This window comes from Roseateles sp. FW305-36 (assembly GCF_058787015.1).
Genome location: NZ_JBYSZK010000002.1, coordinates 181,575 through 205,726 on the forward strand (window position 1 = coordinate 181,575; position 24,152 = coordinate 205,726).

The following is a 24,152-nucleotide window of genomic DNA, read 5'->3' on the forward strand; positions in this document are numbered from 1 at the left end:
CTGGGCGGTTGAAGCGGCGCGATTTTGGCTGGCGCCTCAGTCCACGGCTTTGTAGGTCAGCTGGACCTTGCGGCTGCGCAGGTCACAGGTCCAAATGTGGGTGACATTGTTGTCGCGCACATTGACGATGGCCACCAAGGGGCCCTGGATGGCAACAGAGAGGCTATCCAGGCGCGCGTTGCCGCGGTCGTAGACGCTGCCGAGGTCAGCCAGCTGCTTCATCAGCGGCAACACCTCGTCGACTTCGCCGCGCTCGTTGAATACCAGCAGCTGGGCCTCGACCGTGATGCCCACGTAGCGGCCGGTGGCGGCGTCATGCGCCAACCCGCTCAGGTCGCGGTCTTTCAGCGAGACCGCGCTCAACCACTCGCGGCGGCGCGTGTCGTAGCGGTAGAAGTAGCCCTCGCCGCCGAAGGACACCATGGCGAGGATGCCCTTGGCCTGGTCCCAGGCCAACCCCGAGCCCCAGGACAGGGCCGGCAGGGACTTGGGCAGTTCGAGCTTCTGCTTCGGTCCCGTGGGCCCCTGGGGCAGCCACAGCAGGTCGCTGCCGTTGCCCTCCAGCACGAAGGCCTCCTTGCCGTCGTCGCGTACCGCGGCGGGTGCGCCCTTGCTCCAGGCTGAGATGCCGCCACCGCGCACGATGCCGCTGAAGCGCTGGCCCTCGCGCGGGCCGGTGTTGGTCCAGGGTAGGCGGCGGCCGTCCAGGCTCAGCAGGTCGAAATTCATTCGTGCCTTGGCGACTTCCGGGCGAATGCCGTCCATCGACAGCACGGGGTCGGCCACATAGGGACCGCGCAGGGTGACGCTCTCGGGCAATTGATAGCTGCCGCGCAGGGCGGTGAGCTGGGTCACGCCGTAGCGGCTGTTGAGGCGGCGGATCAGCGTGCGGAAGTTGATGTTGTCGGCTTCATAGGCATAGGGCAGCTCGTCGGTGACGACCGGCACCTGGGCCGGACCCTGCACGCGGGTGGACTTTTCGTAGGAACCCACGACGATGGCCAGCAGCCGGGTGCCCGGCGTCACCTGTACCTTCCAGGTGGTGGCGTGGTAGCTGGAAAGGACCAGCAGCACGGGCCGAGCCGGGTGGTCTACGAGCACCTGCGTGGCATTGCCTACGAATTCGTAAGCCGAGACGGCCAGGGTGTCCGCCTGCGCACCCCATTGCGCCATGCCGGCCGGCTGGCTGGCGGGCTCGACGACGCGCAGGGGCGGCTTGGGATTCGCCACGGGTGCCGGCAATGCCAGCGCGGGGGCCGGAGGTGCAGCCGTAGGTTCGAAGCCCTGCGGTACCGGCCGACGCGCTGGCGGCGCAGCCGGGTTCGCGCTGCGTTGCTCGACCTCCAGCTTGCGGCCACCCGAGGCGTCGTCGCAGGGCTGGGCCTGGTAGGTCACCTTGCCCTGGGCATCGGTGCAGCGGTAGACGTTGGCAGCGGCCAGCGCCGGCAGCGCAAGCAGCAGGCTGGCGATCGTGACGGTCGTCGGTTTCATTCGGAAATCTCCCTGGGGCGGACAGTCGCTGTGCGCAGTCGCCGATCTTGATGTCCCGCCATTCTGGATCCCTGCTGCCGGCAATTGACAAGGCGGCTGGACACAATCCGGCTCCTTGTCACGAACACCGCTCCCGACGATGCGCCTGCTCGCCCTGACCCTCGCCCTCGCTTTCGTGCTGCCCGCCCAGGCGGCAACGCCCTCGCAGCGCCTGGCCGACCTGGCCACCCGCTATTACGACGCCCAGGCACGCTTCGACCCGCTGACGACCACCAGCAGCGGCGACAACCGCTTCGACGATCAGCTGGTGCTGGCCCTCGCGCCGGCCGAGCGCGCACGCCGCTTTGCCGCCTACCGCGCCTTCCTCAAGGAGCTGGCCAGCGTCCCCGCCGCTTCGCTGCCGGCCAGCGAACGCCTGACCCGCGAGCTGCTGGAAAGCAGCCTGCGCGGCCGCCTCGCTGCCGAGCGCTTTCCCGACCATCTGCTGCCGCTGCAGCAGATGGATTCCGTGCCCATCCAGCTCGCCATCTATGCCAGCGGCCAGGCCGAGCAGCCGCTGAAGACGGCGGCGCAGCTGGATGCCTATCTGAAGCGCGTGGCCGTGCTGCCGGCCTGGTGCGACCAGGCCATCGCCAATATGCGCGAGGGCATGAAGCGCGGCATCGTGCAGTCGCGACCGGTCGTCGAGGCGACGCTGCCGCTGCTGAAGGACCTGGCCGATGCCGACCTTGCGCGCAACCCTTTCGCCGCGCCTGTGCGCGCGCCGCACGAAGGTCTGGCGCCCGAAGATGCCCGCCGCATTGCCCAGGCCTACCGCCGCGAGGTGGCGGAGCGCACCGTGCCGGCCCTGCAGCGCCTGCTCGCCTTCGTGCAGACCGACTATCTCGCTGCCGCGCGCCGCGATGCCATCGGCGTCGGCGCCCTCCCCAATGGCAAGGCCTGGTACCAGCAGCTGGTGCGCGAGCAGACGACGACCCATCTCACGCCAGAGCAGGTGCACCAGCTCGGCCTGCAGGAGGTGGCGCGCATCCAGGGCGAGATCACGCACCTGGCGCCGCTGCTCGGCTACACCGGCGACCCGCTGAAGAACGGCGGCCTGCTGGCCTGGGCGCGCACCGACGCACGCTTTCGGCCCTTCAAGACCGAGGCCGAGATCCTGGACGCCTACCGCGCCATCAACGCCCGCGTCGAGCCCCAGCTGCGCAAGCTCTTTGGCCAGCTGCCGCGCATGCCGCTGGACATCCGCGCTGAGCCCGAGCTGACGCGCGCGACCGCTTCCGACCACTACACCGTCGGCCAGGCCGATGGCAGCGCGCCGGGCGTGTTCTGGGCCGTCATCACCGACCCTGGCATCTACAGCGTCGCCACCATGACCGCCCTGTTCCTGCACGAGGGCCAGCCCGGCCACCACTTCCACCTGGCGCGCCAGCTGGAAATGCCGCAGCTGCCCGAGTTCCGCCGCCGCAACTGGATCAATGCCTACGGCGAGGGCTGGGCCCTGTATGCCGAGACCCTGGGGCATGAGCTGGGCCTGTACACCGATCCCATCGCCTATGCCGGCGAGCTGCGCCTGGAGATCAGCCGCGCCGCCCGCCTCGTCGTCGACACCGGCCTGCACGCCAAGGGCTGGAGCCGCGAGCAGGCGCTGAAGTACTGGATGGACGTGACGGGAGCCGGCGAGCAGCAGGCCGTGGCCCAGATCGACCGCTACCTCGCCTGGCCCGGCCAGGCTCTGGGCTACAAGATAGGCGCGCTGAAGATCCAGGAACTGCGCCGCCGGGCCGAGCAGAAGCTGGGTTCCAGGTTCAGCCTCGCCGCCTTTCATGACCAGGTGCTGGGCGAAGGATCGCTGCCGCTGTCGGTGCTGGAGAGGCGCATCGATGCGTGGATCGCGTGGAGCAGGCTAAGGTAGTGCCATGAGCAACGTCACCATCTTCCACAACCCCAAGTGCGGCACTTCGCGCAATGTGCTGGCACTGATCCGCCATGCCGGCCTGGAGCCGCGCATCGTCGAGTACATGAGCACGCCGCCGAGTCGCGACGAGATCCGCGCCCTGGCCGCTGCCACGGGGCAGCCGTTGCGCGCCCTGCTGCGCGACAAGGAAGCCGTGTTCGCTGAACTCGGCCTCGCCGATCCCGCCCTCAGCGACGACGCGCTGCTGGATACGATCGAGCAGCACCCGGTGCTGCTCAACCGCCCCATCGTCGTGACGCCTCTGGGCACGGCGCTGTGCCGGCCGTCGGAAGCGGTGCTGGAGCTGCTGCCCGTCGGGCCGCTGCCGCCCTTCACCAAGTCCGACGGCGAAGTCGTGCACGACGACGGTCGGCGTCGTCCGATCAAGGCCTGACGATGCGCCGCCTTCGCTACAACTGCGCGGCCACGCTGGACGGTTTCATTGCCGACGTCGACGGGGGCTATGACTGGATCGTCGAGGACGCGAGCATCGACTTTGCGGCCCTCTTCGCCGAGTTCGACACCTTCGTCATGGGCCGCAAGACCTGGGAGGTCATGCAGGCCCAGGGCGATGCCAACCCCTTGCGCGGCAAGCGCGTCGTCGTGGCGTCGCGCACCCTGGACGCCGCTGCGCAACCCGATGTGACGCTGGTTCGTGACGACCTGGTCGGCCACGTCGCGGCCTTGAAGGCCGAGCCGGGCGGGCGGGACATCTGGTTGTTCGGCGGCAGCGAGCTGGCCGCCCAGCTCCTCGATGCAGGCCTGGTGGACCGCATCGAAGTGGCCTTGATGCCGGTGCTGCTGCGCACCGGCATCCCGCTGCTGCCGCCGGGGCCCCGTCAGCGCCTGAGCCTGGTGTCGGCCACCTCGCTCGCCAGCGGCATCCAGATGCTGGTTTACGACGTGCCTCGCTGATCGCGGCGGGTCTGACGCGCTGGCGTCGCTGGCGGTTAACAACCGGTCGCGATTGGTAAAGCCTGGGAACGTCACGGAAGCGAACACTGGCGTCGGGGAGGGGATCACCTCTGGAGGTTTGCATGAAGTACTTGACCCTGAGCGCATGTGCGGCGACCCTGGCCCTGGCGGCCTGCGGTGGCGGTGGTGGTGGCGATGCCGGCACACCGGTCGTCACGACCCCGGCCACCCCCACCCCCCCCACCGCCTCGGGCACCCTCGCCCTCAGCCTCACCGACGCGCCGGCCTGCGGCTTCGACCATGTCTATGTGACCGTGCAGAAGGTTCGCGTCAACGCCAGCGCCGATGCCAGCGAGGACGGCGTGGGTTGGACGGACCTGATGGTCGGCCCGACGCAGCGCTTCGACCTGCTGACCCTGCGCAACGGCGTGCTGGCCAGCCTGGGCCAGGTGCCGCTGGCAGCCGGGCACTATGCCCAGCTGCGCCTGGTGCTGGCCGAGAACAGTACGGCCACGCCGCTGGCCAACTCGGTGGTGCCCAGCGGCGGCACGGAGGTGGCGCTGAAGACGCCCAGCGGCCAGACCAGCGGCCTCAAGCTCAATGCCAACATCGACATCGCGGCCAATCAGTTGGCCGACTTCGTGCTCGACTTCGACGCCTGCAAATCGGTCGTCAGCGCCGGCAACTCCGGGCAATACCTGCTCAAGCCCGTCGTCTCCGTCGTGCCCAATCTGCAGTCCGGCGTCAGCGGCTACGTGGACGCCAGCGTGGCCAACGGCGGCACCACGGTCAGCTTGCAGCAGGGCGGTGTCGTGCTGAAGGCCACCACGCCTGAAGCCAGCGGCCGCTTCGTGCTGGCGCCGGTGGCGGCAGGCAGCTACGACCTCGTCGTCAAGGCGACGGCGCGGGCTTCGCTGGTCGTGACGGGCGTGCCGGTGACGACCAGCACGGTGACCGCTGTCAGCACCTCGGCCGCGCCGTTGACACCGGTGGCTGCCTTCGACGGCCAGGTCATGGGCAGCGTGAAGGCTGCCGACATTGCCGCCACGGCCAGCGTCTGGGCGACCCAGCAACTCAGCAGCGGGCGCGTCGTCACCATCGCCGAGACGATGTCGGACTCGACCACGGGCGCCTACATGCTGGGCCTGCCCGCTTCGCCGCCTTGGGTGGCGACCTATGCCGCACCGCCGGCCATGCTCAACTTCGTCGCCGGCGCCAGCGGTGTCGATCTGCTCTACACGCTGAATGCCAGTTTCAACGGCACGACCCAGGTGGTGACCCCGGTGGCGGTGACGGCTGGCGGCACGACGCCGGTCAACTTCAGCTTCTGATCAGGCGACGGCGGGCCTGAGCAGGTCCGCGATGCCGATGCGCGCGGCGAAGTCCTCGCGCACCCGCTCAGCCACCTCGGTGACGGCCGCCGCGCCGTCGTCGAGGAAGTCGACGACCGAGCGGAAGGGCCGCTGGCCATGGGGCAGGCCGACGATGCGCACGACCGCGTCGGCCACCGCCTGCGGATCGGCCTCGGGCGGCATCAGCGCGGTCAGGCGGGCGCCGATCTGGTCCATCAGGCCGACATAGCGACCATAGGCCGAAGCCACCTCGCCATCGCTCGGCTTGCCCGCGTTGGCGAAGTGCTCGGTGCCGCTGGTGAAGGCGCCCGGCACGACGATGCTGGTCTCGATGTTGAAGCGGGCCAGCTCCGCGCTCATCGTCACGGCCAGGGAGTCCATGGCCGCCTTGGCCGCGGCATAGGGGCCGAGGAAGGGCGGGAAGCCGCCGCGCGTCGTCGTGCTGCCTATCCACAACAGCAGGCCGCGCTGCTGCTCGCGCAGCACCGGCAATGCCGCTCGGTTGACGCGTTGGGTACCCAGCACATTGCTGTCAAAGACGGCCGTCATCTCCTCCGGCGTGTAGGCCTCGGTGGGCCCGACGACCAGATGGCCGGCGTTGTGCAGCACGACGTCGAGGCGCCCCTGCTCGGCCATGACGGTGGCGACGGCCGCGTTCGCGCTGGCCTGCGACAGCACGTCGAGCTCGACGACGCGCAGGTCCAGGCCGCGGGCAAAGCTCCAGTCGCGCAGCTCGCGGGCCCTGGCCGCGTTGCGGCTGGTGACGCCGCGCATGCTGGCATAGACGGTGTGGCCGGCGGCGGCCAGGGACTGAGCGCTCAGGCGGCCGATGCCGCTGGACGCGCCGGTGACGAGGATGACTTGCCGTGGCTTGCTCATGGGGTTCTCCTCGTCTCTCAGACGATGCCGCCGTTGACACGCAGGGTCTGGCCGTTGACCCAGCTGCCCTGAGGGCCGGCCAGCACGCTGACCATGGCCGCGATGTCCTCGGGCTGGCCCAGGCGTTCCAGCGGCGCCATCTTGGCCAGGCGCTCGACCTGCTCGGGCGTCTTGCCGTTCAGGAACAGATTCGTCGCCGTCGGGCCGGGGGCCACCGCGTTGACCGTGATGGCCTTGCCGCGCAGCTCCTTGGCGAGGATGTTCGTCATGGTCTCGATGGCACTCTTGGTGGCGGCGTAGACGGCGTAGCCCGGCAGGCCCAGGCCGATGACGCTGGTCGAGAAATTGATGATGCGGCCTCCCTGACGCAGGCGCCTGGCGGCTTCGCGCATGGCGAGGAAGCTGCCCTTCACATTGATGTCGAAGAGGCGGTCGAAGGTCTCGTCGCTGGTGTCGGCCAGATGCGGCAGTTCGTTGGCCATGGCGCCGGCGTTGTTGACCAGGACGTCCACGCCGCCGAAGGCCTCGGTGGCGGCGTCGAACAGGCGCCTGGCGGCGCCGGCGTCGGCCACGTCGGCCTGCACGGCGATGGCGCGGCCGCCGGTGGCGATGATGGCGTCGACGACCTTTTGTGCTTCGCCAGCGCTGCCGGCGTAGTTGACGACGACGGCATGGCCCTCGGCCGCCAGGCGCTGGGCGATGGCCGCGCCGATGCCGCGCGAGGCGCCGGTGACGATGGCGACGGGGGAGGAAGTGCTGGCGTTCGGGCTCATGGTGAACTCCTGTTGGGTGGGGTGAGTTCACTGTATTGATCGACTTAATTCGGATAAACACGATTGAATCGACATCACAATCCAGATCACCTAAACAATCAGGGAGCAGGTCATGGACAGGCTGGACGCCATGCAGCTCTTTGTGCGCATCGTCGACCTGGGCAGCTTCACCAAGGCGGCCGACGCGCTGCAACTGCCGCGCGCCTCCGTCAGCCTGGCCCTGCAGCAGCTGGAGGCGCGGCTGGGCGTGCGGCTGCTCAACCGCACGACGCGCCATGTGAGCCCGACGCTGGACGGCCAGGCCTATTACCTGCGCTGCCAGCAGATCCTTCAGGACGTGGGTGAGGCCGAGGACCTGTTCCGCAGCAGCCAGCTCAAGCCGCGCGGCAAGCTGCGCGTGGACATGCAGGGCAACCAGGCCCAGCGCTTCGTGCTGCCCTTCCTGGGCGACTTCCATGAGCGCTACCCTGACGTCGAGCTGGAAATCGGCCTGGGCGACCGTTTCGTCGACCTCGTGCGCGAAGGCGTGGACTGCGTGCTGCGCTCGGGCGAACCCAAGGACTCGTCCATGGTGGGCCGCCGCGTTGCCCAATTGCGGCAGATGACCTGCGCCAGTCGCGGCTACATCCAGCGCCGCGGCCTGCCGCGCACGCTGGAAGAGTTTGCGAACGAGCACCAGGCAGTGAACTACGTGGGCAACAGCGGCCGGGTCCTGCCCTTCGACTTCATCGTCGACGGCCAGCCGCGCAGCATCAGCTTGCACGGCCCGGTCAGCGTCAACAGCGCCTCGGGTTATGGCGCCTGCTGCCTTGCGGGCCTGGGCTTCATCCAGGCGCCGCGCTACAACTTCGAGGCCGAGCTGCAGAGCGGCGAGCTGGTCGAGGTCTTCCCCGACTGGCAACCCGCGCCCATGCCGGTCTATGTGCTCTACCCGCATGCGCGCCAGCTGTCGTCGCGGGTCCGGGTGTTTGTGGACTGGCTGGCGGAGAGGATGAAGGCGGCCAATTGAGCTTTGATAAAACGCGAGCCATGCTCGTCATCCACGAATCCGACACCCGCGTCGAAGAGCCGCCGCCGCACGGCGCCATCGGCATGTCGACGGCCTACCGCATCAGCGACGCGGCGCCGGCCCCGCGGGCCATGGAGTTCCGCAAGCGAGTGCTGCATCCGGGCGCGGCCATCGGCCTGCATCCACTGACGCACGACGAGGTCTATTACGTGCTGTTCGGCGAAGGCGAAGTCACGTCGGATGGCCAGACGCAGCGTATGTCTACCGGCATGGCGGCCTATCTCTACGAAGGCGCTGTCGTCGGCATCCGCCAGCTCGGCGAGGCGCCGCTGGCGCTGATCGTCAGCTACCCGAACCCGCCATCGCCCTGACCAGGCGCAGGGCCGTCTCGGCCGCCGGGGCGAGGGTGCGACCGCGCAACCAGACGGCGTGGGCGTCCACGTAGAGCTCACCGAGCGTCTTCAGCCCCTTGATGGGTTGCAGGCCCAGGCTGTCGATGAGGGGCAGGCCGCGCGGCAGGGCGGCGAGCAGGTCGCCGTCGGCGGCCAGGCGCGCCAGCGTGACGAGGTCGTCGCATTCGACGACGACGGGCAGGTCCGCCGGGCTCGCAAAGCCCAGGCCCTGCGCCACATAGGCCTGCAACTGCGGTGACACCGACACGAGGCCCAGGCCGTAGTGGCTCAGGTCGGCGGCCGTCACGCGGCTGGCCTGCAGCAGCGGGTGGCCGGCGCGCGCGTAGACGCTGCCGCGGATGCGCATGACCGGCGCGATCTCCACGCGGTTGGTGTCGCCGAGCATGCGCGGGTCGGCGATGAAGAACTCGATGGCCTCGTCGGTCAACTGGGTCAGCAGGCTGTCGACATTGCCGTAGCGCACGCGGGCGACGATCTGCGGTGCCTGGCGCCTCAGCTCGGCCAGCAGTGGCGGCACCAGCACGGCCGCCGGCACCGGGCCGGCGCCGAAGGCCAGCTCGCCCAGCAGGCCACCGCGCAGCAGAGTCGCGTCGCGCTCCAGGCAGTCGGCGTCGAAGACCAGGCGGCGCGCCCTCTCCACCAGCGTGCGGCCGGCCGGCGTCAGCACCGCGCCCTGCGGTCCGCGCTCGAAAAGGCGCAGGCCCCAATCCTCTTCCAGCGCCTGGATGCTGCGACTGAAGGCGGCCTGGCTGAGGTGCACGCGCTCCGCCGCCGCGACGAAGCGGCCCTCGTCGGCCAGAGCGATCAGATGGCTCAGCTGGCGTAGATTCAATATGCACTCCGTGCAATGAATGCCGGCGAATTATGCGTTGGACGTATTGGCCGCCGGCTTTCATCCTTCGCCCCGTCACACAAGCAAAGGACCGACGGGTGGAGTTCGATTACGTCATCGTGGGCGCCGGCTCGGCCGGCTGCGTGCTGGCCGCGCGCCTCAGTGAGGATCCCGGCGTTTCCGTCTGCCTGCTGGAAAACGGCGGGCCCGACAGCAGCGCCTTCATCCATGCGCCGGCCGGCGTCGTCGCCATGGTGCCCACGCGCCTGAACAACTACGCCTACGAGACCGTGCCCCAGCCCGGCCTCAACGGCCGCCGCGGCTACCAGCCGCGCGGCAAGACCCTGGGCGGCAGCAGCTCCATCAACGCCATGCTTTATGTGCGTGGCCACCGCAGCGACTACGACCACTGGGCCAGCCTGGGCAACAGCGGCTGGAGCCATGACGAGGTGCTGCCCTGGTTCCGCCGCAGCGAGCGCAACGAGCAGTTCGGCGACTGCCCCCTGCACGGCCGGGACGGCCCGCTGAACGTGACGCTGCCGCGCAGCCCCAGCCCCATCAACCAGGTCTTCCTCGCGGCGGCGGCCCTGCAGGGCCTGCCCAATATCGGCGACTACAACGGCGCCGAACCCTTCGGCTCCTTCATCTACCAGGTGACGCAAGTCAACGGCGAGCGCTGCAGCGCCGCCAAGGCCTATCTGACGCCTCATCTGGCACGGCCCAACCTCAAGGTCATCACCCACGCCAAGGCAACGAAGCTGCGTCTGGCCAATGGCCGTGCGGTGGGCGTGGACTACCGCGTCGGCGGCGCCAGCCAGCTCGTGAGGGCACGTCGCGAAGTCCTCGTCAGCGCCGGCGCCTTCGGCTCGCCGCAGCTGCTGATGCTGTCGGGCATAGGCCCCGGCGCGCATCTGCAGCGCATGGGCATCCCCGTCGAGCGCGATCTGCCCGGGGTCGGCCAGAACCTGCAGGACCACATCGACTATGTGCAGACCTGGCGCTGCCATTCATCCACGCCGACCTTCGGCGTTTCCATGCGCGGCGGCGTGCGGCTGGCGCGGGCGGTGGGCGAATGGCGCCGCCAGCGCACCGGCCTGCTGACCAGCAGCATCGCCGAGTCGGGTGCCTTCCTGCGCTCCGAGCCCCACATCACGGTGCCCGACCTGCAGCTCGTCTTCGTCATGGGCATCGTCGACGACCATGCCCGCAAGCTGCACTGGGGCCATGGCATCTCCTGCCATGTCGACGTGCTGCGGCCGCACAGCCGCGGCACGGTCGAGCTGGCCGGCCCCGACCCGCTGGCCGCACCGCGCATCGACCCGCGCTTCCTCAGCGACGAGCGTGACCTGCGGCTGCTCGTCAAGGGCGCGCAGATCCAGCAGCGCCTGGTCGAGTCCTCGCCCTTCGACGGCATCCGCGGCGAGATGCTCTACCCGGTGCGGGCCGATGACGAGGCCGGCCTTGCCGCCGACATCCGCGCCCGTGCCGACACGCAATACCACCCGGTGGGCAGTTGCAAGATGGGCCACGACGCCATGGCTGTTGTCGACGAGCGCCTGCGCGTTCACGGCGTGGGCGGCCTGCGCGTCGTCGACGCCTCCGTCATGCCGACGCTGACCGGCGGCAATACCAACGCCCCCACCCTCATGATCGGCGAGAAGGCGGCCGACATGATCCAAGGAGACAACAGATCATGAAGACGACGCTTGCCCTTGTCGCCGCCCTGGCCCTGGTCGGCTGCAGCCGCGAGACCGCGGCACCCTCCGGCGACGCCAGCGCAACCACGGTGCAGGCGAACGCCGAGTTCGCCAAGTCTTTGCCGCTGGCCGATCAACAAGACTTCGAGGACGCCAAGCGCGGCCTCGTCGCCCGCCCCGGCGGCAAGATCCTCGCCGCCGACGGCAGCGTCATCACCGACTTCGACGTCTTCAATTTTGTCGACGGCGATGCACCGCCCACTGTCAACCCCAGCCTGTGGCGACACGCCAGGCTCAACGCCCAGATCGGCCTCTTCAAGGTCGTCGAAGGTGTTTACCAATTGCGTGGCTTCGACATCGGCAACATGACCCTGGTCGAAGGCAAGACCGGCTGGATCGTCATCGACGCGCTGACCTGCCGCGAGACCGCGACCGCGGCCCTCGCCTTCGCGCGCCAGCAGCTGGGCAACAAGCCTGTCACGGCGCTGATGTTCACGCACAGCCATGTCGACCATTTCGGCGGGGCGCTGGGTGTGCTGACGCCCGAGCAGGTCAAGGCGGGTGTGCCCGTCATCGCCTCCAACGGCTTCATGGAAGAAGCCACCAGCGAGAACGTGCTGGTGGGCACTGCCATGGGCCGGCGCTCGGCCTACCAGTTCGGCAAGAACCTGGAGCGCACGGCCAAGGGCCTGGTGGACACCGGCCTGGGCAAGGGCGTGGGCTACGGCACTTTTGGCGTGCTGGCGCCGACTGATCTCATCACCAAGCCGACGGAAGAGCGGGTGCTGGACGGCGTGCGCTTTGTCTTCCACAACGTGCCGGGCGCCGAGGCGCCGGCGGAGATGAGCTTCTCCATCCCCGCGCTCAAGGTCTACGGCGGCGCGGAGAACCTGGCGCAGACCATGCACAACCTGCTGCCGGTGCGCGGCGCCAAGGTGCGCGACGCGCTGCGTTGGGCCGCCTACATGCAGGACGCGCTGGACCAGCTCGGCGATGCCGAGGTCTATGTCGGCCAGCACAACTGGCCGGTCTGGGGCCATGAGCGCATCGCGCAGTTCATCACCCAGCACCGCGACGTCTACAAATACACCCATGACCAGACGGTGCGCCTCATCAATGCCGGCCTGACGCCGGCCGAGATCGCCGACCAGATCCGCATGCCGAAGTCGCTGCAAGCCTATTTCGGCACCCGCGGCTATTACGGCGACCTGCGCCACAACGTGAAGGCCGTCTACCAGTTCTACCTCGGCGCCTACGACGGCAACCCCGCCCACCTCGACCCGCTGCCGCCGGTGGAGATGGCCAAGCGCTATTTGGCGCTGGCCGGCGGCGCCGACAAGGCCGTGGCCGCCGCGCAGGCGGCCTTCGACAAGGGCGACTACCGTTGGGCCGCCGAGCTGCTCAACCACGTTGTGTTCGCCGACGCCGGCAACAAGGTGGCGCGCGAGCTGCTGGCGCGGGTCTACGACCAGCTCGGCTTCGTCGCCGAAGCCTCGACCTGGCGCAACAGCTATCTGACCGCCGCGGCCGAGCTGCGCGGCGGCCCGCCCAAGCAGGGCATCGACCGCGCCGCCTTCGTCGACATGCTGTCGCAAACGCCCATCGAGCGCTTCCTCGAAGCCATGGCCGCCGGCCTCAACGGCCCGGCGGCCGAGGGCAAGAACTTCAAGATCAACCTCGTGCTGACGGACACGAAAGAGTCTTACGTGCTGTGGATAGAGAACGCCGTGCTGCACCATCGCCGCGCCGAACCGGCCGCCGATGCGAATGCGACGCTGACGCTGACCCAGGGCTTCTTCGTGCGCATGATGGCTGGCACGGCCGGCGCCAAGGACATGCTGACCTCGGACGAGATCAAGGTCACCGGCAGCAAGATCGACCTGGCCCGTTTCCTCGGCCTCATCGACAAGGCGCCGGGTACCTTCCCCATCGTCACGCGGTGACGTCCGACAGCCCGGGGTGGCGGGCTGAATGCAGAATCGGTCTTTCCTCCCGACGGATTGGAAGACTCGTGAATCGCAAATCCACCGCCCTGGTTGTCGCCGGCCTGCTGTTCGCCACCACCGCGATGGCGGCAGAAGAGGCTCCCTCCACGCTCGACAAGGTCGAAGGCGCCGTGGCGCGCGGTGCCCAGGCGGCCGCCAGCGGCGTCGCCCGTGGCGTGCATGCGGCGGCGAGCGGCATCGAGCGCGGCGCCAAGGCGACCGTGCGCGGCATCGAGAAGGGCGCCAATGCCACCGCCCGCGGGGTTTCCAAGGGCGTGGACGCGGCGGCCAGCGGCGTCAAGAAGGGTGCCGACGCCACCAGCAATGCGGTACGCAAGACCGCCGGCAAGGTCGAAGGCAGCACCAGCGGCAGCGCGCCGGCTTCAGGCTCCTCGAACTAGTCAAGCGGCCAGGGCATGGCCTTGGGCATCTTGCCCGGGTCGTCGGGCTCCGCGGGCTTGAGGATCTTGTGGCCGGGTGCCTCGGCCTCGCGCCACCAGGGCTTCGCCATGTCCCCCTTGGCCGGCTCTACGGCCTGGCCCAGGCGCGGCATCAGCAGCTGGGCACCCTGTTTCGGACCGAGCTCCAGCAGCGTTTCGGCCGGTTGATCCCAGTCGTGCAGGGCCAGCGAGAAGGTGCCCCAATGCACTGGCAGGAAGGCGCCGCCGCCGAGGTGTTGCAGCGCCTTGAGGGCGTTGTCCGGGCCGAGGTGGATGTCGCCCCATGACGGGTGGAAGGCGCCCACTTCCAGCATGACGAGGTCGAAGGGTCCGAAGTGTTCGCGGATGGCGGCGTATTCGCTGGTCAGCCCGGTGTCGCCGCTGAAGAAGGCGCGGTGCCTGGGCGTCTCGATGACGATGGACGACCACAGCGTGGCGTTGCGGTCGGTCAGCGACCGGCCCGAGAAATGCTGGGACGGCGCCGCATGGATGCGCAACTCGCCCTTGGGGGCCTGCCAGTGCTCCCACCAGTCCAGCTCGACGATGCGCTCGGCTGGGATGCCCCAGGCCTCGAGGTGGGCGCCGACGCCGAGGGACGTGATGAAGGGCACGTCCTGCAGCTTGACTAGCTCCTTGACCGTGCCCATGTCGAGGTGGTCGTAGTGGTCGTGGGAGATGACGACGGCGTCCAGCGGGGGCAGGGCCTTCAGCGCCAGCGGCACGGGCTGGAAGCGCTTGGGGCCGGCGAGCTGAGACGGTGAGGCGCGCTTGCCCCAGACCGGGTCGGTCAGCACCCGGAAACCGTCGATCTCGATCATCACCGTCGAGTGGCCCAGCCAGGTGGCGCGCAGGCCGGTGTCGGTGGGCTTGAGCCAGGCGTCCAGCGGGTTGTGGGCGGGCAGGGGCCCGGCCGGCGTGCGGCGGCCTTCGGAACACAGGAAGTCGCCCAGCGACGGCCTCTCGCTGCGGTCGCGCAGGCCCGGCTGGATGGGATGGACGTTGTGGAAGCCCTCGCCCGAGTCGGTCACCCGGTAGCGCGGCGAGGCCCGCATGCGTTCGAGACGGGGGCCGTTGGCGCGTTTGCCGAGTGACTTCATGGCAGGGGATGTTGGGACGAGTCCGCTGAGATGGCGACTGGGCGCGGGCTTTCAAGGCCATGGGCGGCGCGCGCCTTCAGGCATTGGGGATCGCCGGGCTCGACGCTCTTGCAGGTGCTGGAGCGCTGGGCATAGATGCCGCAGCCGACCGCCTGCCCGACCTCCCCTTGCAGCGCGATGCAGCGCACCGGGCGCGTCTCGGTGCCGGCCATGCAGCGGTGCAGCTCGCCGACCGACCGCGTCAGCGCGACCGGCACGGTGCCGCCGGGTGCGTCGTCGGCTTCGGCCCAGTAGAAGGACACGCGGAAGACGGCGCAGCAGGCGCCACAGCGCTGGCAGTCGAGTTCGTCGTCCAAGGAAAGTGTCATACGGGTGAAGGTGAACAGACGGGTTGGGTGGCCGTGCACCTGCCTAAACTGGAAATCCGTCCGCCGGAGTTTCCACGATGTCCACAAGCGCCACCTTCCGTCTAGCCAGCCTGCTGGCCTGCATGCTGCTGCCCCTCGCCGCCGCTGCCGGCGATCTCGAGGTGCTGCACCGCTACAGCCTCGGCGGCGAAGGCGGCTGGGACTACCTCAGCTACGACGCGCCGTCGCACCGCCTCTTCATCTCGCGCGGCCAGCATGTGCAGGTCGTCGACCCGCGCAGCGGCAGCGTCGTGGGCGACATCCTCGACACGCCCGGCGTGCACGGCATCGCGCTGGCGCCCGAGCTGGACAAGGGCTTCACCAGCAACGGGCGTGACAATTCGATCAGCGTCTTCACCGCCAGCAGCCTGAAGACGACCGGAAAGATCGCCACGCCGCTGGGCCAAAACCCTGACTTCATCGCCTACGACGAGAGCACGAAGCAAGTGCTGGCCTTCAATGGCCGCAGCCACAACGCCAGCGTCATCGACGCCGTGGGCGAGAAGCTGGTGGTGACCATCGCCCTCGCCGGCAAGCCCGAGGCCGCCATGTCGGACGGGCGCGGCATGGTCTTCGTCGACATCGAGGACAAGAACGCGCTGCAGGTCCTCAACCTGAAGACCGGCGCCGTCGTGGCGACCTGGCCGCTGGAAGGCTGCGACGAGCCCGCCGGCCTGGCCATGGACCGCGCCACGCGCCGCCTCTTCGTCGGCTGCCACAACAAGACCCTGCTGGTCGTCAATGCCGACACCGGCAAGACGGTGGCCCAGCTGCCCATCGGCGAGGGCGTCGATGCCAACGGCTTCGATGCACAGCGCCAGCTGGTCTTCAGCTCGCAAGGCGATGGCACCCTGTCGGTCATCCATGCCGCGGGGGCCGACAGCTTCAAGGTCCAGCAGACCGTGGCCACCGCGCGCGGCGCCCGCACGATGGCGCTGAACCCGGTGGATCACCAGGTCTATCTGGTGACGGCGGAGTTCGACGAGCAGCCGCCGGCCCAAGGCCAGACGCGCCCGCGCCGCACCATGAAGCCGGGCTCGTTCACGCTGCTGGTGGTGGGCGAGAAGTAGGCCTCAAGCTTCGGCGATCGCCGCGATCGACACCTTCAGCCCCGGGATGCGCGCTGGCAGCTTGGCGCCCTGGCGGGCCGGCGGGTCGACCGGGAACCAGCGCAGGTATTCCTCGTTCATGCCGGCGAAGTCGTCCTCGTCGGCCAGCACGATGGTGACGCTGACGATCCTGTCCATGGAACTGCCCGCAGCTTCCAGGATGGCAGCGATATTGGTCAGGCACTGGCGCGTCTGTTCCTGCACCGTCGTGCCGACGAACTGGCCGGTCTCGGGGTCGGTCGGCGCCGTGCCGGACACGAAGACCAGCCCGGCCGCCTTGACGGCCTGGCTGTAGACGGGGGGCGGCTTGGCGGCCTTGGGGGTGTAGACGATGTCGCGGGCCATGGGACCTCCTCGGGTTCAGACGGGCCGGTGACGGGTGCCGGCGCCCAACGTGATGAAGAACATGCGGCTGGGCCGGAACACCTTGGCCGTGTGCCAGACGCCGCGCGGCACGACGACGGCACCGCGGTCGGTGATGCGCTGGGCGACGACGCCCTCGAGCGTCTCCAGCCGGAACTCGATGTCGCCGTCCAGCAGGTAGACGAACTCCTCGCCCTGGGGATGCATCTCCCAGCTGCCCCAGTCGGTGTCGCAGACGAACTCGGACACCAGCCAGGCCTTGCCCAGGGCTTCGAGCGCTTCCTGCGGCTGGCTCCAGAACTCGTGGCCACCGGCCTGCTGGCGGATGCCGCCATTGGCGTCAAGCAGGGCGTAGGTCGCGTCGGGCAGGAACTTCATGGGGAGGTCTCCTGCGCCGATTGTGCGGGCGACTGTGAAACATGCCGCAACCGGGGCGCTTGAAATGCCGGTGGACGGGGGCATCTGCAGGCTATGGCTTCCGTCACCAAGCTCGCCGTTCCCGCCGAACTGCTGTCCCTCGTCCGCCTCGCCCAGTTGCTGCAGGCCCTCGAGGGCCTGGGTCGTGCGGCCGATCCGCATCAATACCAGCTGCTGGTCACCCGGCTCAGCGCCGAGCTGCGCGAGCAGCAGGGCCACGAGCTGCTGGCCGGACTGCTGGATCACTTCCCGGCGGCCGCCGAGGTCTACGAGAACCTGCAATACGGCCACGCCGGCCTGGTGCGGGCGCCGCTGGAGATGTCGCTCGGGTCGGAGCTGGCGACGCGCAGCCTGCTGGAGCGCATTCGGGCCCGCTGAGGCCAAGTTCAGCCGCCGCTGACCTCGGCCTCGAACAGATAGGTCGCGAGCTCGCGTTCCACGGCCCCGACGGCCTCGGGGCTGGCCGACGGCAGGCTCACGCTGACCCGCATGCCGCGCCGGCCGCCCTCGCGAACCTGGACCTGCGCGTCGGCTTGCCCGAGCTTCTCGCGCACGAGTTGCGTCACCAGCCTTGCCGCCGCGTCGCAGCGCAGCTGCGGCTTGTAGATCTTGCCGACCGAGGTGAGCGGGATGGCGTCGACGACATGGATGCGCCTGGGCCAGGCCGGCCGCTCGCCGATGCGGGCTTGGGCGTGCGCCTGCAGTTCGTCCTCGCTGGCCTGGGCGCCGGGGCGCAGTGCCACATAGCAGACGGGCAGTTCGCCCGCATAGGCATCGGGCATGCCCACGGCTGCGGCCAGTGCCACGGCGGGGTGCTCGGCCAGCGCGTTCTCGATCATCAGCGGGTCGATGTTGTGGCCGCTGCGGATGATGAGGTCCTTGGCGCGGCCGGCGATGTGCAGCCGGCCGCTGTCGTCCACATAGCCGAGGTCACCGCTGTTGAGCAGGCCGTCCTCGAAGATGCCGGCGTTGTGCTCAGGGTTGCGATAGCCCGGCGACACATGTGGCCCCTGCACGGTGATGACACCGATCTCGTTCGTGTCGCAGGCCTCGCCGAGGCGCCCGTCGCTGCCGAGCCGGCGCACCATGACGCGGGTGTAGGGCAGGGGCCAGCCCACCGAGCCGACGCCGCCCGGCCCGCCCACCGCATCGATGGCGATCAGGCCCGAGGCTTCGGTCATGCCGTAGACCTCGTACAGGCCGCGGCCGGTGACCTGGCGAAAGCGCTCACCCACCGCCAGCGGCAGTGAGGCCGCGCCGCAAAAGCCGGCGCGCACTCGGCTGATGTCGGCGCCGTCCAGCGGCACCTCGAGCACGGCGCCCACCGAGGTCGGCACCGCTCCCACCAGCGTGGCGCCGTAGCGCGCAGACAGCCGCCAGAAGCCCTGCACCATGGCCGGGTTGCGCAGGCCCGAGGGCGACATGATGAGCAGGCTGACGCCGGCCATGAAGGCACTCAGGGCGCAGAAGATGGTGCCGCCGACATGGAAGAGGGGCAGCGTGGCCGTGAGGGTGTCGGTGGGCTGCAGGTCGCCCAGCACCGCGCCCCCCAGCGCCGCGACGAGCTGGCTGCGGTGGGTATGGGCCACCAGGCGCGGCGTGCCCGTGGTGCCGCCGGTGTGGAAATAGGCCGCCACGTCGGCATCGCGGCCGGGTGCGCCGAAGACCAACTGGTCGGCGGGCTGCGCGGCCAGCGCCGCGGGCAGGTCGATGACGCCGGCCTCCGATGGGGTGCCGGGTGGTGCCACGCGCACGAGCGTCAGCTCCGGCAGCTGCTCGCGCAGGGCCAGCGCCTTCTGCCAGATGTCCAGCACGGGATGCGGTCCCAGTGCCACCAGGATGCGCGCGCCCGAAGCCTTCAGGAGCGCGGCGATGTGCTCGGGCTGCAGCAGGAAGTTGATCGGCACCGCGTAGCCGGCCGCCTCCGCGCCCCACAGCGTGGCGTGGGTTTCGATCAGGCCGGGCAGCATGTAGGCGACGCCGGGCCGCGGGCCGGCCAGCGTGTGGAAGAGGTTGGCCGCGCGCCGCACCAGGCCGAGCAGCTCGCGGTAGTTGACGCGCCGCGGCGTCTCGTCGGGCGCGCCCGTCATGAGCTGCGTCAGCGCGGTGCGTTCGGGCCAGCGCTCGGCGGCGTGGGCGATCACGTCCAGCACGCTGCGTTCGGGCAGGCGTTCGTCCAGCGGCATCTCGGCCTCGAAGCGGGCGAGGTCGTCGAGCGTGCGGATCGGGGTCTCGGGCAGGATGGCCATGCGCGGTGCTCCGGGGCGATGAATGCGGCCGACGCTAGCCGATCGGCTCCGCCCGGGAAATGGCAAAAACACCCGCGGGCTCAGCCGCGCCTCAGCCCGATCTCGAACACGACGCCGTCGTCGACATTGCGGGCGGCGATGCTGCCGCCCATCTTGGCCAGGTAGGTCTTGGCCACGAACAGGCCCTGGCCGCGGCGCACGCCGTCCAGGGCTTCAGCATCGCTGACGCCGTAGTCGAAGATGCGCGTGAGCTGATCGTCGGGGATGTGCGGGCCCTGGTTGTGGATGTCGATGAGGGCCAGCTCGCCCTCGACGCGCAGGGCCAGCGTGACGGGCGTGCCGGCCACGCGGTAGCGGTCGGCATTGGTCAGCACATGCGTGATGGCGTCTTCCAGCGGGTATTCGTCGGCTTGCGCCCAGACCGGTTCGCCGGCGGCATAGGCCACGTTGGCGATGCCCGCATAGGCCGCGTTCTCGGCCACCTGGCGCAGGAAGGCGTCCAGGTCCAGCCGGCCCACGGCCAGCGTCGCGGCGGCCAGGGCCTCACTCGGCGAAGCCTGGCCGTAGAGCACTTTCACGGCCTGCTGCATGCGCTGCACATAGCGCCGGCTCGGGTCGGCATCGGCGGCGTGCAGCAGCATCAGCGACTGCAGCGGCGACATGATCTCGTGACCCACCGCATGCCACTGGTCGTGCTCGCGCTCGGCGCGCAGCTGTTCGCGCCGCAGGCTGTCTCGGGCGTGCTGCAGCAGGTCGGACAGGCTGCCCGCGAGGATGCCCAGTTCATCGCGGCCGCGCAGGTCGGTCACGTCCAGCGTGCCCAGCTCGAAGCGCTCGGGCTTTTGCAGCTGGTGGGACAGCGTGGCGGCGCGCTTCGTCAACATGGCGACGCGGCGGATCAGGCCCATCTCGATGATGAGCCAGGCCAGGGCGATGGCGGCCAGCATGGCGCCCACCGGCCAGGCCAGGCGAGCGGCGCTCGCGCTCAGGGAGCGGTCCAGGCCTTGCAGGTCGCCGCTGAGCGTGATGTCGAAGCGGCCCGCCGGTGTCGTCACGCTGTCCTGGGCCGTCAGCGTGTGCGGCATGGCGGGGGCGGGCAGGTGCTGGATCAGCGCCGTCAGCCAGGGCGAGGACGGCGCGCTGGCTTCCTCGTCGCCCTGCAGCAGCGCGACGACGCTGTTGCCGCGCGTGATCTTCAACGTCTCGCCCGGCGCCAGCGTGCCGGACAGGCGCGCCAGCGTCAGCGGCGGCTGGGCCGTCGACGCCCCGCTGTCGAACAGCGTCGCGTTGTCGGGCCCGATCAGCGCCAGGCGCAGGCCGGTGCGCGGCAGGTCGGCCGGCGGCCACTGCGGCCCGCCGGGGCGGAACAGGGCCTCGCGGAAGGCCTCGACCGGCAGGCGGATGGAGATGGTCGTGCGGCGCGGGCAGGGCTCGGCCGTGCTCAGGCAGGGCCCTTCGCGCCAGACCCAGCCGCGGAAGTCGCGCTGCGGGCGGGCCTTGTAGGGCAGGGTCGTCGTGTTGTCGCCTGCGGCGACGGTGAAGCCAGGCAACTGGCCGCGCTGTGCGTCGATCATCTCGACGGGGGCCAGCCAGTGCTGCTCGCTGCCGTCGCGTTGCAGGCTCAGCTGCACGCGATGCACATCGGCCAGGTCGAGGGTGCCGCGCAGGCGCGACACCAGCGGCGGTGCGTCCAGGCTGGCCACCAGGTAGATGAAGCCGCCCGCATAGGCATTGCTGCCCACCGCCGTGCACAGGCTGGTGCCGCCGGGGTATTGCAGGGCGCAGCCGGCCATCTCGACGGCGCGCTGCGCCTTGGTGGCATCGTCGAAGTCAATGGCGGCAAAGGGCAGCACCAGCGGCGCCACCCAGCCCTCGCCCACCTGCGACGGCTCGGGATTCATCAGCGCCAGCTGGCCCGAAGGATGGCGCAGCTGGGCGACGATTTCGCCCAGCGACTTGGCAAAGGTCTGCTCGTAGCGCTGGGCGTTGCGCTGCCTCTCCTCGTTCAGCAGGGCCAGGGCCAGGGCCAGCGTGGCCAGGGCCAGCGCGACGAAGACGAGGTGGAAGACGATGCGGTTGCGAAAGGCCGCCAGCCCCAGGCGCGGCATGTCGGGCAGTGGCAGCTCGACGCGGCCGAGCTTCATCCGCCGGGAGTCCAGCGAAAGCCGCGCATTGGGATGTTCTCGATGCCGTCGAAGCTCGGGTCCACGTCGCGGAAGGCGTCGCGGATGGTGGCCACATGCTTGCGCACGTTGTCGCGGTTGCGGCCACTCTTGACGACGTCGAACAGGTCCTCGTAGCTGACGACCTCGCCCGCGCGCGCATGCAGGGTGGCGAGGATGCGCTGGGCCGTCAGCGGCAGGTTGATGCGCTGGCCGCGCCACATCGGCGTGCGCTGCTTCAGCGGGTCGAGCTGCAGGCTCTCGTCGCCGGCCTTGGTGGCGGACGGCTTGGCAGCCGGTTCGCGCAGCCGCGCGGTGCGCAGGATGTCCAGGAAGGTCTCGATGAACTCGGCTTCATCGAAGGTCGTCTTCTGCAGATAGTCCCAGGCGTCCAGCGCCTTCATGATGCTGCGGTAGATGGCGGCCGGCATGGCCGACACCACCAGCACCGGTGTGCCCAGGCCCTGCTTGTTGATCTCGTTGATCAGGGCCACGCCGGCATTGCGCTCGCGGCCCAGCTCGATGTCGAGCACGACGAGGTCGTAGCGCTCGCGCAGCAGGGCCGCCTCGGCGGCGTCGCGGTCGAACCATTGGTCGACCGTCAGCTCGGGGCGGGCGTGGCGGATCCAGCCGGCAATCTGCTCGCTGGTGGTGGGATCGTCTTCGATGACGGCGATGCGGGGCATGGTGAGATTATCTGGATGCCGCCCCGCGTGGCGGCGGAAGGATTCTTCCGTGCCCTCAGCCGCCAATCACCCCGCAAGCCACCCGCGCCCCGCCGCCACCCAGCATGGCCGGATGGTCGGAATGGTTGTCGCCGCCCGCGTGGACCATCAGCGCGTGGCCTTTCACGTCGGCCAGCTTGAGGCGCGGGCCGAGCACGGGGGCGCTGGCCGTGCCGTCGGCGGCGACGAAGAGGGGTGGCAGGTCGCCGAGGTGGCCGTCGCCCCAGGGCTCGCCATGCTTCTTGGTGCCCAGTGGGTCGAGGTGGCCGCCGGCACCACCGGCCGGCACGGTGGCGCCATTGGCCTCGGTGGGCGCGCAGGAGGGCTTCTCGTGGACGTGGAAGCCATGCAGGCCAGGAGGCAGGCCCTTGAGCTCGGGATAGAAGGCCAGGCCGTAGGGCGTCTCGACGATGCGGACGCTGCCGACGGCCGCGCCGTCGCCGGTCTTCTCGGCCATGTTCACGGGCACCTGGATTTCGGCGGCCAGGGCCAGGGAGCTGGCGAGCAGGCAGGCGGTGGCGATCAGCGTGCTTTTCATCGAAGGCTTCCTTGAAGTGAGGGCTGTGAGAGTAGCAACCGGGGCTGACGAAGGCGTACCGGCTTGTGGCTACAGCAACTGCACGTCAGACATGGCGTATCCATGCCCGCAAAAGCGTCTTCAGCGCGGGCAGCTTGGCGGCGAGGTCGGCGGCCGAAGTGAACTCGATCTGGGCACGGTCTTTGCCGAGCCACTTCAGCAGACCGGTGGGATCGGGAATGTCCAGGCCGCCCGCCGGCAGGGCACGCACCTTGGCGCCGAGATGCAGGATCAGCGCGAAGCTGGTCTTGCTGCGCAGATGCGTGGTGGCGAAGTACTCTGTGGTGCGCCAGCCCGGCGTATTCCACTTGATGCCTTCGGCGATGGCCGGGTCGGTGGCGAGCATGGCCCGGCGCAGCGTCTCGAGTTCGGCCTTGAAGGGGTGATCGAGGTCGGCCATGAAGCGGTCGACAGCGACGGAGGTGTCGGCGGCGGTCATCTTGGGCATGGCGGATTCTGTGCACGGAATCGGCGCGCGGGAAGGTGCTCACCTCGGCGCCCTGGCGGTCAACGCAGAATGGGCGACTCATCGAATCGCTGTCCAGCCGTCCATGGTCACCTGCTATCTGCGCTACGTCATCGATCCCGACAAGCTCCAGGAGTTCGAGCACTACGGCAAGCTCTGGCTGCCGCTGGTGGCGAAGTTCGGCGGCACGCACCACGGCTATTTCCTGCCGTCCGAGGGCGCCAACAACATCGCGCTGGCCCTGTTCTCCTTCCCGTCCCTGGCGGCCTATGAGGACTACCGCCAGCGCTCGCTGCAGGACCCCGAATGCCAGGCCGCCTTCGCCTATGCAAAGAGGACGCGGTGCTTCCTGAGCTATGAGCGCAGCTTCTTCAGGCCTGTCTTGCCATGAAACCCTGGCCCCGCCTGCGGCATGGCGCATGCCGGATCACTGCCGTCTTGTTGACGGCCCTGGTGGTGCAAGCCTGCACGTCCGAGCCGCCCGACTTGCCCATGCTGACCCTCGAGCTCGAGATTTCGGACGCGGGAGCCTATGTCTTCGACGGCCGGACGGTCGAGAAGGCGCGCCTCGTTGAGGTCCTCAGGTCCAGGCAGCAGCCGAGACAGAAGCTGGCGGTCCATCTTCGATTCTCCGAACGTGCACCCGAGGAAGCCTTGATTGCGGCCATGATGGCCTGCCGCGAAGTCGGCGTCCCGGCCGGTTGGGTTGCCAATGAGCTGTTTCTCCCGCAGGCCGCCAGGGCTGCGAGCGGCCCCTAGCGCGGCTGGCGTTGTCGCAGTCGGCGTCCTATGCTGGCCTCCCGGCCAGCTTCGCGTGACCGGCCGAGCGAAAGGACTGCA

The 24,152-nt window shown here is 69.5% G+C and carries 26 protein-coding genes; 13 read left to right on the forward strand and 13 right to left on the reverse strand.

Annotated features, from left to right (window positions below; translation table 11 throughout):
- Positions 1-36: 36 nt before the first annotated feature.
- Positions 37-1,491 carry a DUF4124 domain-containing protein gene (locus AC3WOE_RS05145; protein ID WP_492688763.1) on the reverse strand — a complete coding sequence of 485 codons (1,455 nt, stop codon included), beginning with the start codon at positions 1,489-1,491 and terminating at the stop codon, positions 37-39.
- Positions 1,492-1,630: 139 nt separating this feature from the next.
- Between AC3WOE_RS05145 and AC3WOE_RS05150 the strand changes: the two genes are divergently transcribed.
- From AC3WOE_RS05150 to AC3WOE_RS05165, 4 genes are all read left to right on the forward strand, one after another.
- Positions 1,631-3,403 carry a DUF885 domain-containing protein gene (locus AC3WOE_RS05150; protein ID WP_492688765.1) on the forward strand — a complete coding sequence of 591 codons (1,773 nt, stop codon included), beginning with the start codon at positions 1,631-1,633 and terminating at the stop codon, positions 3,401-3,403.
- Between the two features lie 4 nt (positions 3,404-3,407).
- The gene (gene arsC / locus AC3WOE_RS05155) at positions 3,408-3,839 is read left to right on the forward strand and encodes an arsenate reductase (glutaredoxin) (RefSeq protein WP_492688766.1); all 432 of its coding nucleotides are present in this window, start codon (positions 3,408-3,410) and stop codon (positions 3,837-3,839) included.
- Positions 3,840-3,841: 2 nt separating this feature from the next.
- Positions 3,842-4,360 carry a dihydrofolate reductase family protein gene (locus AC3WOE_RS05160; RefSeq protein WP_492688768.1) on the forward strand — a complete coding sequence of 173 codons (519 nt, stop codon included), beginning with the start codon at positions 3,842-3,844 and terminating at the stop codon, positions 4,358-4,360.
- Positions 4,361-4,482: 122 nt separating this feature from the next.
- The gene (locus AC3WOE_RS05165) at positions 4,483-5,691 is read left to right on the forward strand and encodes a DUF4382 domain-containing protein (RefSeq protein WP_492688770.1); all 1,209 of its coding nucleotides are present in this window, start codon (positions 4,483-4,485) and stop codon (positions 5,689-5,691) included.
- Here AC3WOE_RS05165 and AC3WOE_RS05170 read toward each other — a convergent pair whose 3' ends face one another.
- A complete protein-coding gene (locus tag AC3WOE_RS05170) occupies positions 5,692-6,591 on the reverse strand; it encodes an SDR family oxidoreductase (RefSeq protein ID WP_492688772.1) in 900 nt (299 codons plus the stop codon).
- 17 nt (positions 6,592-6,608) lie between these two features.
- Positions 6,609-7,364, reverse strand: a complete 756-nt coding sequence (locus AC3WOE_RS05175) for an SDR family oxidoreductase (protein WP_492688774.1) — start codon at positions 7,362-7,364, stop codon at positions 6,609-6,611.
- A 112-nt stretch (positions 7,365-7,476) separates the two neighbouring features.
- On the opposite strand from AC3WOE_RS05175, the gene AC3WOE_RS05180 reads away from it, so the two are divergent.
- Positions 7,477-8,373, forward strand: a complete 897-nt coding sequence (locus tag AC3WOE_RS05180; RefSeq protein ID WP_492688775.1) for a LysR family transcriptional regulator — start codon at positions 7,477-7,479, stop codon at positions 8,371-8,373.
- A gap of 20 nt (positions 8,374-8,393) precedes the next feature.
- Entirely contained in the window at positions 8,394-8,744 is a 351-nt protein-coding gene (locus AC3WOE_RS05185; RefSeq protein WP_492688776.1) for a cupin domain-containing protein, read from the forward strand.
- Here AC3WOE_RS05185 and AC3WOE_RS05190 read toward each other — a convergent pair.
- On the reverse strand, positions 8,716-9,618 hold the full coding sequence (locus AC3WOE_RS05190) for a LysR family transcriptional regulator (RefSeq protein WP_492688777.1): 903 nt from the start codon (positions 9,616-9,618) through the stop codon (positions 8,716-8,718). The two genes, AC3WOE_RS05185 and AC3WOE_RS05190, sit on opposite strands and share 29 nt — an antisense overlap.
- A gap of 98 nt (positions 9,619-9,716) precedes the next feature.
- On the opposite strand from AC3WOE_RS05190, the gene AC3WOE_RS05195 reads away from it, so the two are divergent.
- From AC3WOE_RS05195 to AC3WOE_RS05205, 3 genes are all read left to right on the forward strand, one after another.
- Entirely contained in the window at positions 9,717-11,315 is a 1,599-nt protein-coding gene (locus AC3WOE_RS05195) for a GMC family oxidoreductase (RefSeq protein WP_492688778.1), read from the forward strand.
- Positions 11,312-13,258 carry an alkyl/aryl-sulfatase gene (locus AC3WOE_RS05200; protein ID WP_492688780.1) on the forward strand — a complete coding sequence of 649 codons (1,947 nt, stop codon included), beginning with the start codon at positions 11,312-11,314 and terminating at the stop codon, positions 13,256-13,258. Before AC3WOE_RS05195 ends, AC3WOE_RS05200 begins: the two co-directional genes overlap by 4 nt.
- Before the next feature lie 68 nt (positions 13,259-13,326).
- The gene (locus AC3WOE_RS05205) at positions 13,327-13,701 is read left to right on the forward strand and encodes a hypothetical protein (protein ID WP_492688781.1); all 375 of its coding nucleotides are present in this window, start codon (positions 13,327-13,329) and stop codon (positions 13,699-13,701) included.
- Here the strand turns inward: AC3WOE_RS05205 and AC3WOE_RS05210 are convergent.
- Together AC3WOE_RS05210 and AC3WOE_RS05215 are read right to left on the reverse strand one after the other, a co-directional pair.
- Positions 13,698-14,837 carry an MBL fold metallo-hydrolase gene (locus AC3WOE_RS05210; protein ID WP_492688783.1) on the reverse strand — a complete coding sequence of 380 codons (1,140 nt, stop codon included), beginning with the start codon at positions 14,835-14,837 and terminating at the stop codon, positions 13,698-13,700. The genes AC3WOE_RS05205 and AC3WOE_RS05210 overlap by 4 nt on opposite strands.
- Complete coding sequence (locus AC3WOE_RS05215; protein WP_492688784.1) at positions 14,834-15,205, reverse strand: YkgJ family cysteine cluster protein; 372 nt, start codon at positions 15,203-15,205, stop codon at positions 14,834-14,836. The genes AC3WOE_RS05210 and AC3WOE_RS05215 overlap by 4 nt, the downstream gene beginning before the upstream one ends.
- A 77-nt stretch (positions 15,206-15,282) precedes the next feature.
- Here AC3WOE_RS05215 and AC3WOE_RS05220 point away from each other — a divergent pair, with 77 nt between their 5' ends.
- Positions 15,283-16,314, forward strand: coding sequence for a YncE family protein (locus AC3WOE_RS05220; protein ID WP_492688785.1), 1,032 nt, complete (start codon positions 15,283-15,285; stop codon positions 16,312-16,314).
- A gap of 3 nt (positions 16,315-16,317) precedes the next feature.
- Here AC3WOE_RS05220 and AC3WOE_RS05225 read toward each other — a convergent pair whose 3' ends face one another.
- Both AC3WOE_RS05225 and AC3WOE_RS05230 read right to left on the reverse strand, forming a co-directional pair.
- Complete coding sequence (locus AC3WOE_RS05225; RefSeq protein WP_492688786.1) at positions 16,318-16,698, reverse strand: RidA family protein; 381 nt, start codon at positions 16,696-16,698, stop codon at positions 16,318-16,320.
- 15 nt (positions 16,699-16,713) lie between these two features.
- Entirely contained in the window at positions 16,714-17,094 is a 381-nt protein-coding gene (locus AC3WOE_RS05230; RefSeq protein WP_492688788.1) for a cupin domain-containing protein, read from the reverse strand.
- Between the two features lie 93 nt (positions 17,095-17,187).
- On the opposite strand from AC3WOE_RS05230, the gene AC3WOE_RS05235 reads away from it, so the two are divergent.
- Positions 17,188-17,511: a hypothetical protein gene (locus tag AC3WOE_RS05235; RefSeq protein WP_492688790.1), complete on the forward strand. Its 324-nt coding sequence runs from the start codon at positions 17,188-17,190 to the stop codon at positions 17,509-17,511.
- 8 nt (positions 17,512-17,519) lie between these two features.
- On the opposite strand, the gene AC3WOE_RS05240 is transcribed toward AC3WOE_RS05235, so the two are convergent.
- The 5 genes from AC3WOE_RS05240 to AC3WOE_RS05260 all read right to left on the reverse strand — a co-directional run bounded on the left by AC3WOE_RS05240 (position 17,520) and on the right by AC3WOE_RS05260 (position 23,294).
- Positions 17,520-19,382 carry an AMP-binding protein gene (locus AC3WOE_RS05240; RefSeq protein ID WP_492688791.1) on the reverse strand — a complete coding sequence of 621 codons (1,863 nt, stop codon included), beginning with the start codon at positions 19,380-19,382 and terminating at the stop codon, positions 17,520-17,522.
- Between the two features lie 80 nt (positions 19,383-19,462).
- Complete coding sequence (locus AC3WOE_RS05245; protein WP_492688793.1) at positions 19,463-21,526, reverse strand: sensor histidine kinase; 2,064 nt, start codon at positions 21,524-21,526, stop codon at positions 19,463-19,465.
- A complete protein-coding gene (locus tag AC3WOE_RS05250; RefSeq protein WP_492688795.1) occupies positions 21,523-22,230 on the reverse strand; it encodes a response regulator transcription factor in 708 nt (235 codons plus the stop codon). The genes AC3WOE_RS05245 and AC3WOE_RS05250 overlap by 4 nt, the downstream gene beginning before the upstream one ends.
- 55 nt (positions 22,231-22,285) lie before the next feature.
- Positions 22,286-22,807, reverse strand: a complete 522-nt coding sequence (gene sodC / locus AC3WOE_RS05255) for a superoxide dismutase [Cu-Zn] SodC (protein ID WP_492688797.1) — start codon at positions 22,805-22,807, stop codon at positions 22,286-22,288.
- An 85-nt stretch (positions 22,808-22,892) separates the two neighbouring features.
- A complete protein-coding gene (locus tag AC3WOE_RS05260; RefSeq protein ID WP_492688798.1) occupies positions 22,893-23,294 on the reverse strand; it encodes a DUF1801 domain-containing protein in 402 nt (133 codons plus the stop codon).
- A gap of 103 nt (positions 23,295-23,397) precedes the next feature.
- Here AC3WOE_RS05260 and AC3WOE_RS05265 point away from each other — a divergent pair, with 103 nt between their 5' ends.
- Entirely contained in the window at positions 23,398-23,703 is a 306-nt protein-coding gene (locus tag AC3WOE_RS05265; protein WP_492688800.1) for an NIPSNAP family protein, read from the forward strand.
- Positions 23,700-24,071 (forward strand): ExbD/TolR family protein, encoded by a 372-nt coding sequence (locus AC3WOE_RS05270; protein ID WP_492688801.1) that lies wholly within the window; start codon positions 23,700-23,702, stop codon positions 24,069-24,071. Before AC3WOE_RS05265 ends, AC3WOE_RS05270 begins: the two co-directional genes overlap by 4 nt.
- Positions 24,072-24,152 lie beyond the last annotated feature (81 nt).

Excerpts from the sequence above, each read along its gene's own strand:
- AC3WOE_RS05230 (WP_492688788.1), bottom strand. The coding sequence starts at position 17,094 with ATGAAGTTCCTGCCCGACGCGACCTACGCCCTGCTTGACGCCAATGGC.
- AC3WOE_RS05265 (WP_492688800.1), top strand. The coding sequence starts at position 23,398 with ATGGTCACCTGCTATCTGCGCTACGTCATCGATCCCGACAAGCTCCAG.
- arsC (WP_492688766.1), top strand. The coding sequence starts at position 3,408 with ATGAGCAACGTCACCATCTTCCACAACCCCAAGTGCGGCACTTCGCGC.
- AC3WOE_RS05175 (WP_492688774.1), bottom strand. The coding sequence starts at position 7,364 with ATGAGCCCGAACGCCAGCACTTCCTCCCCCGTCGCCATCGTCACCGGC.
- AC3WOE_RS05185 (WP_492688776.1), top strand. The coding sequence starts at position 8,394 with ATGCTCGTCATCCACGAATCCGACACCCGCGTCGAAGAGCCGCCGCCG.
- AC3WOE_RS05170 (WP_492688772.1), bottom strand. The coding sequence starts at position 6,591 with ATGAGCAAGCCACGGCAAGTCATCCTCGTCACCGGCGCGTCCAGCGGC.
- AC3WOE_RS05165 (WP_492688770.1), top strand. The coding sequence starts at position 4,483 with ATGAAGTACTTGACCCTGAGCGCATGTGCGGCGACCCTGGCCCTGGCG.
- AC3WOE_RS05245 (WP_492688793.1), bottom strand. The coding sequence starts at position 21,526 with ATGAAGCTCGGCCGCGTCGAGCTGCCACTGCCCGACATGCCGCGCCTG.
- sodC (WP_492688797.1), bottom strand. The coding sequence starts at position 22,807 with ATGAAAAGCACGCTGATCGCCACCGCCTGCCTGCTCGCCAGCTCCCTG.
- AC3WOE_RS05160 (WP_492688768.1), top strand. The coding sequence starts at position 3,842 with ATGCGCCGCCTTCGCTACAACTGCGCGGCCACGCTGGACGGTTTCATT.
- AC3WOE_RS05200 (WP_492688780.1), top strand. The coding sequence starts at position 11,312 with ATGAAGACGACGCTTGCCCTTGTCGCCGCCCTGGCCCTGGTCGGCTGC.
- AC3WOE_RS05270 (WP_492688801.1), top strand. The coding sequence starts at position 23,700 with ATGAAACCCTGGCCCCGCCTGCGGCATGGCGCATGCCGGATCACTGCC.
- AC3WOE_RS05145 (WP_492688763.1), bottom strand. The coding sequence starts at position 1,491 with ATGAAACCGACGACCGTCACGATCGCCAGCCTGCTGCTTGCGCTGCCG.
- AC3WOE_RS05220 (WP_492688785.1), top strand. The coding sequence starts at position 15,283 with ATGTCCACAAGCGCCACCTTCCGTCTAGCCAGCCTGCTGGCCTGCATG.
- AC3WOE_RS05250 (WP_492688795.1), bottom strand. The coding sequence starts at position 22,230 with ATGCCCCGCATCGCCGTCATCGAAGACGATCCCACCACCAGCGAGCAG.
- AC3WOE_RS05235 (WP_492688790.1), top strand. The coding sequence starts at position 17,188 with ATGGCTTCCGTCACCAAGCTCGCCGTTCCCGCCGAACTGCTGTCCCTC.
- AC3WOE_RS05225 (WP_492688786.1), bottom strand. The coding sequence starts at position 16,698 with ATGGCCCGCGACATCGTCTACACCCCCAAGGCCGCCAAGCCGCCCCCC.
- AC3WOE_RS05150 (WP_492688765.1), top strand. The coding sequence starts at position 1,631 with ATGCGCCTGCTCGCCCTGACCCTCGCCCTCGCTTTCGTGCTGCCCGCC.
- AC3WOE_RS05180 (WP_492688775.1), top strand. The coding sequence starts at position 7,477 with ATGGACAGGCTGGACGCCATGCAGCTCTTTGTGCGCATCGTCGACCTG.
- AC3WOE_RS05240 (WP_492688791.1), bottom strand. The coding sequence starts at position 19,382 with ATGGCCATCCTGCCCGAGACCCCGATCCGCACGCTCGACGACCTCGCC.
- AC3WOE_RS05215 (WP_492688784.1), bottom strand. The coding sequence starts at position 15,205 with ATGACACTTTCCTTGGACGACGAACTCGACTGCCAGCGCTGTGGCGCC.
- AC3WOE_RS05210 (WP_492688783.1), bottom strand. The coding sequence starts at position 14,837 with ATGAAGTCACTCGGCAAACGCGCCAACGGCCCCCGTCTCGAACGCATG.
- AC3WOE_RS05260 (WP_492688798.1), bottom strand. The coding sequence starts at position 23,294 with ATGCCCAAGATGACCGCCGCCGACACCTCCGTCGCTGTCGACCGCTTC.